The sequence below is a fragment of the Cryobacterium sp. TMT3-29-2 genome (assembly GCF_004564305.1).
Taxonomy (GTDB): domain Bacteria; phylum Actinomycetota; class Actinomycetes; order Actinomycetales; family Microbacteriaceae; genus Cryobacterium; species Cryobacterium sinapicolor.
Map to the genome: position 1 here is coordinate 21750 of NZ_SOGK01000117.1, position 13476 is coordinate 35225.

Annotated in this window: 10 protein-coding genes and 1 riboswitch; of the genes, 3 read left to right on the forward strand and 7 right to left on the reverse strand. The window is 62.8% G+C overall.

The features are described 5' to 3' along the window. Positions 1-25: 25 nt before the first annotated feature. The 3 genes from E3O67_RS13515 to E3O67_RS13525 all read right to left on the reverse strand — a co-directional run bounded on the left by E3O67_RS13515 (position 26) and on the right by E3O67_RS13525 (position 4092). On the reverse strand, positions 26-949 hold the full coding sequence (locus E3O67_RS13515) for an NAD(P)-dependent alcohol dehydrogenase (RefSeq protein ID WP_241982186.1): 924 nt from the start codon (positions 947-949) through the stop codon (positions 26-28). A gap of 135 nt (positions 950-1084) precedes the next feature. Then, positions 1085-2011, reverse strand: coding sequence for an aldo/keto reductase family oxidoreductase (locus E3O67_RS13520; RefSeq protein WP_134426881.1), 927 nt, complete (start codon positions 2009-2011; stop codon positions 1085-1087). Between the two features lie 95 nt (positions 2012-2106). After that, positions 2107-4092, reverse strand: a complete 1986-nt coding sequence (locus tag E3O67_RS13525) for an Ig-like domain-containing protein (RefSeq protein ID WP_135102933.1) — start codon at positions 4090-4092, stop codon at positions 2107-2109. 189 nt (positions 4093-4281) lie between these two features. Between E3O67_RS13525 and E3O67_RS13530 the strand changes: the two genes are divergently transcribed. Then, entirely contained in the window at positions 4282-5658 is a 1377-nt protein-coding gene (locus tag E3O67_RS13530) for a serine hydrolase (protein WP_135102934.1), read from the forward strand. A 96-nt stretch (positions 5659-5754) separates the two neighbouring features. Here E3O67_RS13530 and E3O67_RS13535 read toward each other — a convergent pair whose 3' ends face one another. From E3O67_RS13535 to E3O67_RS13550, 4 genes are all read right to left on the reverse strand, one after another. Then, positions 5755-7071: a DUF1524 domain-containing protein gene (locus E3O67_RS13535; protein WP_241979152.1), complete on the reverse strand. Its 1317-nt coding sequence runs from the start codon at positions 7069-7071 to the stop codon at positions 5755-5757. Positions 7072-7192: 121 nt separating this feature from the next. Next, positions 7193-8974: a DUF2075 domain-containing protein gene (locus E3O67_RS13540; RefSeq protein ID WP_135102935.1), complete on the reverse strand. Its 1782-nt coding sequence runs from the start codon at positions 8972-8974 to the stop codon at positions 7193-7195. Next, positions 8961-9281: a nucleotide pyrophosphohydrolase gene (locus E3O67_RS13545; RefSeq protein WP_134393607.1), complete on the reverse strand. Its 321-nt coding sequence runs from the start codon at positions 9279-9281 to the stop codon at positions 8961-8963. The genes E3O67_RS13540 and E3O67_RS13545 overlap by 14 nt, the downstream gene beginning before the upstream one ends. A 181-nt stretch (positions 9282-9462) precedes the next feature. After that, positions 9463-10260, reverse strand: a complete 798-nt coding sequence (locus E3O67_RS13550) for a carbonic anhydrase (protein ID WP_135102936.1) — start codon at positions 10258-10260, stop codon at positions 9463-9465. Positions 10261-10520: 260 nt separating this feature from the next. After that, positions 10521-10595, forward strand: a riboswitch (cyclic di-GMP riboswitch). Positions 10596-10666: 71 nt separating this feature from the next. On the opposite strand from E3O67_RS13550, the gene E3O67_RS13555 reads away from it, so the two are divergent. Both E3O67_RS13555 and E3O67_RS13560 read left to right on the forward strand, forming a co-directional pair. Continuing rightward, positions 10667-11467 carry an alpha/beta fold hydrolase gene (locus tag E3O67_RS13555; protein ID WP_174776841.1) on the forward strand — a complete coding sequence of 267 codons (801 nt, stop codon included), beginning with the start codon at positions 10667-10669 and terminating at the stop codon, positions 11465-11467. Next, a complete protein-coding gene (locus E3O67_RS13560) occupies positions 11464-12918 on the forward strand; it encodes a diguanylate cyclase domain-containing protein (protein ID WP_135102938.1) in 1455 nt (484 codons plus the stop codon). The genes E3O67_RS13555 and E3O67_RS13560 overlap by 4 nt, the downstream gene beginning before the upstream one ends. The last annotated feature ends 558 nt before the right edge of the window (positions 12919-13476 follow it).

The following is a 13476-nucleotide window of genomic DNA, read 5'->3' on the forward strand; positions in this document are numbered from 1 at the left end:
AAACTGCGCGACCCACTCAGGGCGCTCAGCTCGTCGCCGGCCGCCGGGTTTCTTCGTGGTGCTGCGGGGTGATGACCACCTTGCCGAGCGCCCGCCCCTCGCCGACGTAGGCGAGTGCCTGCGGCACTTCGTCGAGTCTGAAGGTGCGGTCGACTCTAATGCGGAGGTCGCCGGCGAGACACAGGTCGGCCGCGGGCACGAAGTGGGCCGGTCCCTCCCTGACGGCAAGAACACCCATCCGGCGCCGGGACAGCAGGCCGAGCGCAGCGCCGATCGTGGCAACAGCCAGCAGTGTCGGCACTGCTCCACCGACGCAGGAATAGCGGCCGCCCGGAGCCAGCGCCCGCCGGTAGGCGAAGACGGTTCGGTGGGCGACGAGATCGAACACGAGGTCGAACGGTTCGAGCCTCGTGAAGTCCGTGCGGCGGTAGTCAACCACGTCATCGACGCCGAGCTCGCGAAGGTAGTCAAGCTTTTCCGCATTGTCGACACCTGTCACGTGCGCCCCGGCGAGGGCGGCGAGCTGGATCGCGAACGTACCCGATCCGCCACCGGCACCGTTGACCAAAACGCGCTGCCCCGGCCGAACTCGAGCCATGCCCCTGAGAGCGATCGCGCCCGCCTGCGGCAGCGTCGAGGCCTCGACGAACGTGAGCCCCTCCGGCTTGTGCGCCAGCATCGCGTCGGGCGCCACGGCATACTCGGCGAACCCGCCCATCAGGGCCAGGTTGTCGCCGTACACCTCATCGCCGACGTGGAACCGAGTCACGCCGGCGCCGACAGCGGCGACACGTCCCGCTATATCGGAACCGAGCACCCGGCGCTTGGGGGCGCGGAGTCCCCCGATCCGGGAGTAGAACGGTGACCCCCGCAATCCCTCCCAATCCGACAGATTGACGGATGCCGCGACAACCTCCACGAGCACCTGATTCGGGCCAGGCGATGGCACCGGTATGTCCTCGATCCGCAACACGTCTGGCGGGCCGTACCGGTCGTAGACGACGGCTTTCACACCGATCGGCCTCTGAATTTCACGCGCAGGGAGTTGAACATGCTCGCAGTTTAGGCCCGGCCGCCCTCGTGTTTACGGGAGGACGTGCCCAGCGGCCGTGAAAAGGCGATACCACTCCTCACGACTGAGCGCAATCTCGGACCCTGCGGCAGACTCCACCACTCGGGCCGGCCGGGTCGTCCCCAGAACCACCTGAATGTTGGCCGGGTGCCGGGTGATCCAGGCAACCGCGATCCCCGTCGGCGTGACCCCGTGGGCGGCGGCGATGTCATCGAGGGCGTCATTGAGCGGGCCGTAATTCTCCCGGTCGCCCACGAACACGCCGTCGAAGCTGCCGCTCTGGAACGGCGACCAGGCCTGCAGGGTGATGTCGTTCAGTCTGCTGTACTCGAGGAGCCCGTTGTCCCGCACAACGGACTGCTCCAGTCCGGCCATGTTGGCCGCGACTCCCTGAGCGATCACCGGCGCGTGGGTGATGCTCAGCTGCACCTGGTTGAAGGCCAGCGGCTGGTCGACCGAACGCTTGAGCAGTTCGATCACCCCGGGCGTCTGGTTGGAGACACCGAAGTTGCGCACCTTTCCCGCGGCGTGCAGCGCGTCGAACGCCGCGGCAACATCCTCGGGTTCGACCAGAGTGTCCGGACGGTGCAGCAGCAAAATGTCCAGGTAGTCGACGTTCAGCGCCGCGAGAGACTCGTCGACCGAGCGGAGGATGTGCTCCTTGGAGAAATCGAAAAAGCCCTGACGGATGCCGACCTTTGACTGGATGATGACCGCCTCACGCTCTACGTCCGTGAACGTGACCGCGTCACCGAACCGCTTTTCGCAGCCGTGCGCGCCACCGTAGATATCGGCGTGATCAAAGAAATTGATGCCGGCATCCCGAGCGGTGCCGACGAGGGCGCGGATCCCCTGATCGTCCATGTCCGAGATCCTCATCATCCCGAGGATGACATTGGATGCCTGCAGATTCGTGCGTGGAGGGTTGAATATCTTCATCAAACCATCCTGCCCCACTTCAAATTTCTCAAACGGCACTCATCTTGGGTTATCGCCTGGTGCGTTGTGAACCGATCCTCTCGAAGCAGGCTTCCTCAGATGGATCGACGGCGTTTGCGGGCGAGGAGTAGTCCCGTCAGGAAGAGCAGAGTCGCAAGAATTATCGGTTGGCCAGAGTCGGCGCCCGTGACTGCGAGAGATCGACCAGCATCGACTGGCGGGCCGACTACCAGGCCTGCTACCACGCCGACTTTCACTGTGACAGTGGCGGTGTCGCAATTGCCGTCAACGTCACACACTTTGTAGGTGAAGGAGTCGGTGCCGGTGTAGCCGGAGTCGGGCGAATAGGTTACCTCTCCGGCATCAGGGTCAACATCGACGGTGCCGTGGCTGGGTCCGGCAACGATCGAGACCGAAGTGGGGTCAAGATCACCATCACGGTCAGTGTCATTGCCGAGGACATCGACGACTACTGGTTTGCCGGTAGTCGTGGTCACGTCGTTGTCTGCAGCAACTGGTGGCGTACTGGTTGCCGGAGGAGCCGTAACCCTGACTGTGACGATTGCGGTGTCGCAACGGTCTGTGGTGTCGCAGATCTCATACGTAAACGTATCGGTCCCTGTGTACAACGAGTCCGCGGTGTACCTGATCTCACCAGAAGCAGGGTCGACCGAGACGGCACCGTGTGATGGCACCACAGTCACCGACACGGTCGTGACATCGAGATTTCCGTCGTCGTCCGAATCGTTGTCCGCGACATCAAACACCACGGTGACACCGGAGACGGCCGGCGAGCTGTCATCAACAGCCACCGGCGGAGACGGAACCACCGGAACCACCGGAACTGCCGTGACGTTGAAAGTCACCGTGGCAGTGTCACACACCGGTCGCCCATCACAAATTCTGTACTCGAACGAGTCCGAGCCAACATACGACCCCGACGGCGTATAGGTGACAACACCCGTGGTCGCGTTGACCGACGTCGTCCCGTGAACGGGCGGCGTCGTGACCACGACGGAGGTCAGATCCAGGTCGCCATCAACATCCGTGTCATTCGCCGGAACATCAACCATCCGGGCCACCCCAGACGTCACCGCAAACGGCCCATCATCAACAGCCACCGGCGAAGACGGAACCACCGGGTTCGTGGCGGTGACGGACTTGGTATACGTTCCGANGTTCGTGGCGGTGACGGACTTGGTATACGTTCCGAGATCGGAGTTGTAGTGGTATGAGGAGCCCGAATAGTCGTAGATGTTTGCATTGACGAGACCGGTACCTGGAGCTTTTACCAAGGCCGTGACCGTGACCACAATCGAGTTGCCGCCTGCCTTGCCCGTCCCTAAACAGGACCGATAGGACCCACTCGTCGTAACCGGGTCCCATGTGCAGGCGTCAGCGTAGAAACCGGCGGTCGGCGGCCCGCCGGCACCTGTTTCTGGCTGCGTATAGGTGCCAATCACGGACAGGATTTCAAAAATGGTGCCGTCAAGCGAGGGCCCAGCGGACAGTTGCTCGTAACCCTGCGTGGCAGTCTTTCCCGTCAGCGAGTAGCTGACTGTTTGACCGACAACAACATTTGTCGGTCCCGTCACCGAGGTCACTGCGTTGCGGTTTTGAGAGACGAGCTTCTCTACGTAAATCTCGCGTGTCGTCGGGGTGCTCACGGTGGTGACTCCCGCGGCCGCAGCCGAAATCGTGAAGCCGCGTTTGGCGTTGTAGGCCGCCGCATTGCGTGTGATCTCGACCGTCCACCATAGCTTGGTACACGAATTGGCAGCGATAGAGGGAAGATTTTTCGTCGCAGTGCTGTCGAGATTGATGTAGGTATTGGCAGTCGTCCAATTCCATGACACGTCAACACCGGTAACCGCCACGCCGGTTACGTTGCATACCTTGGCACCAACCGAAAACTGGTTGGGCCCTGACGTAACACTGTTGCTGTCCAACCCGACGACGTTCCACTCGGTGGGGGTGATCGTGAGCGAGTTAGTGGCGGCAGAAGCAGGTGAAACGCACACAGCGAGAATAATGGCGCTCAGGGCTGTGATCGCACCAACACGAAATTTGACAGGAATCAAGACAGTGGCCTTTAGCTAGTCGGGTTTCTCGAAGGTGCAAGTTCCTCCGAGCAAGACCAGGCCGCCGCTAGGTGTCGGTGGCGAGATCTTGAAGAGCCTGTCAATAGGGGTCCGGACTGTACATACCCCAGTTAGGGTCTGAGCGGCTGCCGGATAGAGCCAACACATCGCATCCTGCAGAATTGGACCATGACCCCGCTCCCGCGCAGCACCCCCGAAGCCGAGGGAATCTCCTCCACCGCCATTCTCGATTTCGTCGCCGGGGCGGAGCTACTGCTCGAGAGCCTGCACAGCCTGATGGTCGTTCGACACGGCCGCGTCATCGCTGAGGGCTGGTGGTATCCCTTCGCGGCGCAACATCCGCACCTCATGTTCTCGGTGAGCAAGAGCTTCACCTCGACCGCCGTCGGGCTGGCCATCCGTGAGGGACTGCTCACGCTCGACGGCCTCGTCGTCGACCTGCTCCCCGAGGACCTGCCCGCCCAGATCGACCCCCATCTGGCGGTTCTGAACGTGCGCCACTTGCTCACTATGACCACGGGGCATCCGACCGACACCGTGTCGCTCGCCGACGACTCGCCCGGCGACAACTGGGCGCGCACCATCCTGGCCCAGCCCCTCGAGTTCACGCCGGGCACCCACTACGTCTATAACAGTGGCGCGAGCTACCTGCTTTCGGCGATCCTGCAGCGGCTCACCGGAGAGCGCTTGCTCGACTACCTCACCCCTCGACTGTTCGAGCCGCTCGGCATCGTCGGCGCCACCTGGGAGAGCTGCCCGCGCGGAATCGATGCCGGCGGCTGGGGGCTCGCCCTCACGACCGAGCAGCTCGCGACCTTCGGCCAGCTGCTGCTGCAACGCGGCGAGTGGAACGGCACGCAACTCGTTCCGGCGGAGTGGATCGACGAGGCCACCTCGGCGCAGGTGGACACATCGGGCACCGACCACGACGTCGACGGCCGCCAGGGCTACGGCTACCAGTTCTGGTTGAACCAGCCGACCGGCTACCGGGCCGAGGGTGCCTTCGGCCAGTTCTGCCTGGTGCTGCCAGAAACGGATGCCGTGATCCTGCTGACCTCGGCGCTCCCGACCGCGCAGCGCGCCCTCGACCTCGTCTGGGAGCACCTGTTGCCCGCGTTCTCCGACCAGCCACTCCCCGAGACGCAGTCCGGTCTGGGCGGAACGCTGGCGTCCCTCGCCATGCCGACCGTCACCGGCGACGTCACGTCACCGACGGCGGCGCGGGCGGCCGGCATCCGCTTCGACTTCGACGATCCGGAGGTGACCGCGGCGACTCTCGAGCCCGGGCTGCTCACGATCATCCGTGGCGGTGTGAGCACGCCGCTGGCCTTCGGGTACGGCGAGTGGTTGGCGTCCGCAGATGCCCGGGTGCTGGCGAGCGGCGCGTGGGTCTCCCCCGGCACTCTGGTCGTGCGGGCGCACGACGTGGGAACGCCCTTCTCGCGCACGTACACGCTCGAGTTTGCGGATGACGCGCTGACCCTGGACATTGAGCAGAACGTCGCGTTCGGGGACCTGCCGCACACTCATGTGGTCAGCCGCTAACACGGACGTGCCCCGCCCTCTGGCTTCTTCAGATCGGCTCCAGCCCAAGGCGCGAATTCAGTCACCAGAGCCGTTTCGACAGAAGTCAGTGATTCATCAGGTATCGCAGCCGATGCCGTCACCGTCGCGGTCGAGTTTGGGTGCGTAACCCGGTTCTCCCGCGTACAGCGGTGCCGCTCCCGCAGCGCGCACAGCGTCGCAGTTCGCGTAGGTGACCCCGACAGGTGCAGGTGCAGGTGCAGGAGCAGGAGCCGGAGCGGGTGCAGGAGCCGGAGCCGGTGCCGGTGCCGGTGGGGCAATAACAACCGGAGCTGGTGCCGGCGTGAACGAGGAGGTCAGTGCCATCTCACCACTGCAGGGGCCGAGGATGCTGGTCATAGCGTCGTGCTCAGCCTGAGTGACCCACAGACCATACGTTGCTTTGACGGACACCTGACGTGCGACGTAGCCACAGCGGATTGCTTTGTTCGACGGCAACCAGGTGGCGGTATCGCCATCGCCCTTTTGCGCGTTGGAGCGACCATCGACGGCGAGGAGATTCATGGGATCGTTCGCCAAAGAAACGCGTTGAGCCTGAGTGAGCTGCTGAGCGCCCGTCTGCCACGCATTCGAGAGAGCGACTACATGATCGATCTGGACCAACGCTGACGTGTCCTGACCCCGAACGAAGGCGATTGGCGTGGCGGTGTACGGCGAGACGAGGTAACCGGTCATCACTCGACAGGTCCCCGACTTGGTCGTAGGGCTCAAGTCTCGAGCGAGGATGTCGTTACGGGTGTCGCATCCGTTGCGGTCCACGTCGATCCAGGCGGAGCCGAACATGCCGGTGCGCTCGTAGCCGGTCTTCGCTGCCTTGCCTTTGACGGGGATGGTTGCCAGAAGCGCAAGCGCCGTGGTGTCGGTAGAGCTGGTGTCAGCGGTGACGACTGATGCGACCTCAGTCGGAGCGGAGACGGTCGAGGGGTCAACCGGTGCTTCTTCGGAGAATTCCGTTCCCGGTGATCTGGTCGGGGTAGGGGTTGGGCTTGGGGTCGCACTCGGTATCGCGCTAGCCGTGGGCTGCTCGGCAACAGCAGTATCAACTGCGCCGGGCGCCGCAGCAGCGACCCCACCTGAGATGAAGAGGATCAGGCTGGCAGCCACCGCGATCGCAGTTGTCTTGCGGGCTGATACGGATGCCCACGGTCGGCGACCAGAGATCGCGTACACACCCGTCACGAGGGCAGCCATTCCCAGGATGACGAGAATTGCGGGGAATCCACCGAGGATGGCGTACATCAGAGCGAAGAAAGCGACCAACCCGCCGAGGATCCAGGTACTGAGATTCAGCTTGGCGCCCTTCTTTTCGGCGGTCGATGGGCCGTCGATAAGGGTCTTCGCCGGTTCCGGTTTCTTCTTTCCAAGTTTCATCATCTGATCCCCCATTTCAAAGCGCTCGACGAGAGTGCAGACACGCCTATTTGAAACGTACTGGAGGCAGGGATTGGCCGATCACCAGGCGAACACCCCAGAACGGGGAACCAGCAAGTTCCAGTTAAACAGTGCTCGGAATGAATTTCCGCAGATAGGCGCGAAGCTCCGGATCGCAAACGTACACATAGGTCCCCCGAATGCCGCGCGTCAGTAGAACCGCGTAGATGTTGGTGATAAAGCGCAGGAGATCGTCGTCCGTGTAGATCTTGCCAAGCACAGGATTGTTCTCCTTGCCCTTCTTGTCGAAGTACGAGCCCCGATCGATGACCAGCTTGCTCACCCTGGCGTCGTAGCGAAGGTCCGGGCCGATGATCACGCCGGCGTAATTGAGGTCATACCCCTGCACGGTATGGATCGAGCCCACTTCGTCCACGGACTTCGGTGAGGCAATCCAGTCGGTCTGCGTGCTGTTCCAGCGCAACTGACAGTCGCCGACCTCAATGTCAAACGCGGTCTTGTCGGTCTTGGTCTTCCAGGCCCACGCGTAGCCGGCGAGCAAGCGTGAGAGGCCGACCTCGGCATCCCTGCGACGGATCTCCGCGCGCATCTCCACAAGGCTGTCGAACAGCCGAAAGTCGTAGCCCTCGAAAACCTCGGGACCCACGGCTTGCAGCCTGCTGATCGCGGTCGTCGCGTCGAGGATGCGCCTGACGTAGCCGACATAGTCCGAACCCGCCTGAACTCGCATTTGTGACATCAGCGGATAGTGACGTTTCGTGAGGCGCGCGTCGAGAACGAGGCTGTTCAGCAGTTCTGCCGGCACGTCGGCCGGGCGCACGCTCTGCGCCGCGTCCAGCAGGAAGATCTGATGTCTGCTCTTCGCCGTGATCCAATCCAGCTGAGTCTTGGTCTTGTCGTCGCTCCCGAAGAGCTCCTGGGTGATGAGGCTGAAGTTCCTGTTTTGGACACCAGAGGGTTGATTGGCTCGTTGATTCAGCCGATGGGATTCGTCAACAATGAGCAGGTCGAAGTCTTCATCGGCGAAACCAACCTCGAACGCGGTCATGACCATGTCCGGCCGCAGCCCGGGCGTCTTGCGAAACACCTTCTTGATCGACTCGCGGAGGGACTGCTGCGGCACCACCAGGCCGATCCGAATGTCGGTGAGCAATTCCCGATAGCCCGGCACGAAGAACTCGGAGAACAGCGAATCGCTGTCCACCTCGTCGCCGGGCGCCGAAGCAGCAATGTCGACGAGCAGCTTGAGCAGGTAGATGGCGACCACGGTCTTACCGGTGCCCGGGTCACCCTGCACGACGATCGTGCTGTCGGTGCCGGCCTCCAGATCTTCGAAGAGCCCCTCGAGAATGCCGTCTACGGCGACGGCCTGGTCCTGTGACAACGCCTTGAATGGTGACAGCTTGAAGAGGTCGCTGTTTTCGATCTCCGGAATGCTCCGGGTGAAGACTCCGTCTCGCCGGAGTTCGTCGAACACCTCACGGAAGGTCTCGCGGTACCGACCGCGGTCGTAGTAGTCCGCCTCGGTGATTCCGTCGTTGCGGTTCAGCACGCGGTAGAAACCGTCGCCTGCGAGCATCCGAATCAGGTAAGACTCCAAGTCGAGGCAGACCGATTTGTTGAACGTGGCGTCAACGATGACCCGGACCGTGCTCAGGTGCTGCTTCTCGGACGACTCGAAGTGTTGGCGCATGCGGCCCGCCGCATTACGAGACTCACCCACGTAGACGTCGTTCAGCCCACCCCGGACCGCGGGCTTGCCGCCGGCTTTGGCATCATCCAGAACGTACACGACCGGCCAGTTCGTGTTGCGGTGGTCGCGCGGCGCCCAGGCCCGGATCGCTTCTTTCGTGAAGTCGAGCCGCTCGATCTCAAAGTGCGTCATATTTGACGCTGCGCCCCCGGGCTTTGTCGACTGGATACTTCTCGCGGGTTTTCGCCAGTTTGTCGAGAACGATCTGGTTCGGATCGACTCCGAGGCGGTCGGCCAGCAGGATGCAATAGGTGAGCACGTCCGCAAGCTCATCGTGGACCCGGGCGGCGTCGGCATCCGCGTTCCACTGATAGCACTCGAGTAGTTCACCGGCTTCGATGGCGATGCTCTTCGCCAGGTTCTCGGGGCTGTGGAACTGCGCCCAATCACGCTCGGCGACGAAGGCTGCGATTTCGTCGCGGACTGAAATTTCGTCCATGACGCAAACCTAGCAGTGTGCGTTCCTCCCGATTTTGTCGTCGGCCGCCAAGCCTGTCGGCGCGCAGCCATGCCGCTGGCAAACTGTATCTTGCCCACAAACGCATCTTGTGAGTTCGGGGCCCCGGCACATTGGGACGGGTCCGGAAACCCCGGCGCGCCGGCCCGGCGCGACCCGACCGCTACCCCTCGACCCCGAGCTCCGCGGATCCGCCAACCACATCCCGGCCCCCCAGCGGCTGCGTCGGCCGGGCGTTATGACTATGTGCGCCCTCGAGAATGCCGATCTGCTCCGCCGACATCGAGATCGGCGTGCTCATCACGACCCACTGCACGTCCTCGGTGCACGGCGGTGTGGTCAGGCTGCCCGAGTACTCGTAGTTCTCCAGTGGCCGCGGCAGCACGGCCGCGATATCCATTGTCACGTCCTCGTCGTCAGCCAGATGCGTGGCCGCGTCGATGAACGGCGCCAGGGCATCGGATTCCGGCCCCTCGGTCACGAGGATGCCCAGCACCAGCAGTTTGCCTGCCGAATCCGCATGCACCAGGTGCAGCTCGGCCGCCGCCGGCTGTCCGTTCACGGTGTGCTCCGACGGCACGTGAGCGTGCAGCTGCTGCAGGCTGTACTCGACCCCGGCAAAAGTCAGCGTCTCGCCCTCGCCGTCGGCCTCGAATTCCACCGCGTGCCCGGTGTCGAACACATCGGCCTCCGCGTCTTCCGCGCTCAGCTGGATGACCGAGCTCGGTGCGGGCACAGTCGTGGGCAGGTCGATCGGGGACTGGGCGGTGCCCACGCCGCAGGCCACGAAGCCGGGGTCCAGCTCCGCCCACGATGCCGGGCCGCTCGCGCCGTCGTACGACCAGTGCACCGGCTCCGCCGCCGGTGGCACGCTCGCCTCCGTCGCGGGCTGGGCGCAGCCGACAAGGGTGATGGCGGCCACCGTGAGAGCTGCGGTGATGAGCCAGGGTCGTGCGGACATGGGTACTCCTAGAAAACGGCAGAGATAAACGCCACACCGAACATGTGGCGTGACAACCCGTGTGACAGAGCCGCCTTCCCGAATTATCCTCTTGCTACACCCGGCCTGCGGTCATCGACGTTCTCCCGCAGCGCGAGCGAACGTGGCATGAAATCCCCGCACCTGAGCAGCGCCCGGAATCGACACATCTGGTGTCGAACCCCTTGGCGGTCAGTGTGATTGGGTCCCCTGATAGAGTCAGGCGGAGTATGGGCGTTTGCTCATCATGCAGGCAAACTCGGCGCGAGCCGGGGACGCAAAGCCACGGGACACACGCTGTCAGCCGGGCTACCGAACAGCGAAGGCCGCACGCATGCTTATCGAAGCTGGGCCACCCTCCACCGAGCCGACGACTGCTGCCAGTGACGTGCTCTCGGCGGTCTCGCGGCGCAACAATGTGACGGTGAGTGGCAACCCGGACGGCCGTGCAATCGTGTTCGCACACGGCTTCGGGTGCAATCAAAGCGCATGGCGATTTGTGACGCCGGCCTTCCTCGCGGACTACAAGGTCATTGTGTTCGACCACGTTGGAGCAGGAAGTTCCGATGCGTCTGCCTACAGCTTTTGGAAGTATGACTCGTTGCTCGGGTACGCGGACGACCTGCTCGAGATCCTTGATGAGCTGGACGTGACCGACGTGGTGTACGTCGGCCACTCTGTTAGCGGAATGATCGGCGTGCTCGCCGCGAACCGTGACCCGTCCCGCTTCGGCGCTCTCGTACTGGTCACCCCGTCCCCTCGATACATCAATGCGCCGGGCTATGAGGGCGGATTCGAGATCGAGGACATCAACTCAATGTTGGATGATCTCGATTCGAACTATTTCGGCTGGTCGTCGAACATGGCACCACTGATGATGGGCAACTCGGACCGACCGGAGTTGGGAAATGAGCTGACGGAGAACTTCTGCAGCACCGACCCGACGATCGCCCGCCATTTCGCTCGTGTCACGTTCCTTTCCGACAATCGGGAGGACCTCTCCCTGGTCTCCACGCCGACTCTGATCCTTGAATGCTCCGCCGACATCGTCGCCCCCGCCGGCGTGGCGCGCTACGTTCACCAGCAGATAGCAGGGAGCTCCTTGGTCACTCTCGCTGCCAGCGGCCACATCCCTAATCTGTCGGCACCCGACGCTCTAGCGGATGCCATCCTTGCCTACCTGAAATGAGTGACGGCGGCGAACGTGCGGTCGAGAGCTTATTCGAGGACCTCTATGAGTACGCGCCGTGCGGGCACCTCTCCACAACGATCGACGGCATCATCATCCGAGTAAACAAGACTCTGCTGAAGTGGACGGGGTATCAGCACGCGGAGCTCGTCGGTCATGCGTTCGTCTCGTTCCTCCGACCTGGCAGCCAGTTGATGTTCGAGACACGATATCTCTCGGTGCTTCACCTTCGAGGTGAAGTGAAAGAGGTGGCGGTGTCGTTCCGGCACGCGAACGGCACCGCGCTGCCGATGATGATCAACAGCACCGTGACCACCGCTGGAAATGGAGAACCCGTCACCATCCGGACGGCCGTCTTCGATGCTAGTGAGCGTCAGATGTACGAGCGCGAGCTCCTCGCAGCCCAACGCAAGGCGGAGGCTTCGGAAACTCGGATAAGGGTTCTACAGAACGCATCGAGAGTGTTGTCCGAAGCCACTACCGACAGCGCGCTGTCAAATCAGTTGACAAAAATCACCCGTGAAGCGTTCGCTGCGTCTCACGTCTCGATGTACCTCCTGAACGCTGAGGGGAAGTTGGACCTGACAGCGGGGAATCCCGCTCTGGGACTGCTCGATCTGTCCGGCGACGGGCCGGCCGGGGAACTGGCCCGCATGGAGGGCACGAGGATTCTTTCGCGCGCTGATCTTGTGGCCGAGTCATCAGGGCTCGCCGAAGTGATGCGAAGCGCCCAGGTGGAGACACTCGTGTCTGTACCGTTGTCGGATGAAGCAGCGCCGCTCGGTGTCCTGGTCAGTACCTTCACACGGTCACGAAGCTTCGAAGCAGACGACATCGGGCTATACGAAGCGCTCGCACGTCAGTCCGCCCAGGTACTCACACGCATCCATCTCCACCAACAACTGGAACAACTAACGCTCATCGACCAGCTCACGGGCCTTGCCTCCCGTCGCCTCATTCACAAACGCCTCAGCGACGCGGTGACCCTCTCGCGACTCAACCGCCGTTCGATCGCACTTCTCCTGATCGATCTCGACGGTTTCAAACTCATCAACGATGAACTGGGACATGCCACCGGCGACAGCGTGCTGAGCGAGATTGGATCCAGGCTGTCATCGGTCGTGCGTCATGGTGACCTCGTAGGGCGACTCGGGGGGGACGAATTCGTGGTCCTCTGCGAGGATGTAAAACCCGAGGAGGTTGACCGTGTCGTCCAACGGCTGCATGCCGTCCTCCGCGAGCCGCTCACCGGGCGCGCGAGCCAAAAACGGGTTACCGGGAGTATCGGCACCATCCTGTATCTCGGCGGAGTCCCCGACCACATTCCTCCCGACCTGTTACTCGAGCAAGCCGATGAGGCGATGTACCGGTCCAAGCGCGCGGGGAAGAATCAGGACACCACCGTGATTGTCGGAGACACCTCGCCCGCTGAGGGCCTCCCGATACTCTGATTCGTGACATGGTGCTCTCATCCGAGATCGTTTTGCCTCGTCCGTGGGCCGCGAGCCTGCTGTCATAGCAGTCGGGCTGGTCGCTCACGATCACGATGGCCAGGGACACCGTCCCGGGATGGACGCATCGATCCCGCACTGCTGGACGCCCAGCATCTGGCCGAGTCATACGATCACCAGCACCGCTGCGACGGGATCATGCCCTGCACGGCACCTGGGAGACACGCGCGTCGGCGCCACCACGGCAAAAACGAGGATAAGCACCACTGTGGAGACCGCAACGGTGATAGGACCCTAGGAGACAGGGAGGCGCAAGCTCGTCAGTCGCAGCCCCCTGCGCCGTGGTCTTCGCCGGATAGCGATGCTTCGTTTCAGCGAGAAATTCGGAATCCCCGTACCGCTGCAGATTGGTCCAGATGCCGCCCGGCGCTCAAAGGGTGGTCTAGAAAGCCCGGAAGTCGAGCATCGATTCCTCGACGGCGAGAACCGACCAGGTGCCGCCTTCGGCATCCGTGAACGCGTAGGCGGGGACTACCAGGACGCTCCCGTCCGGCTGCC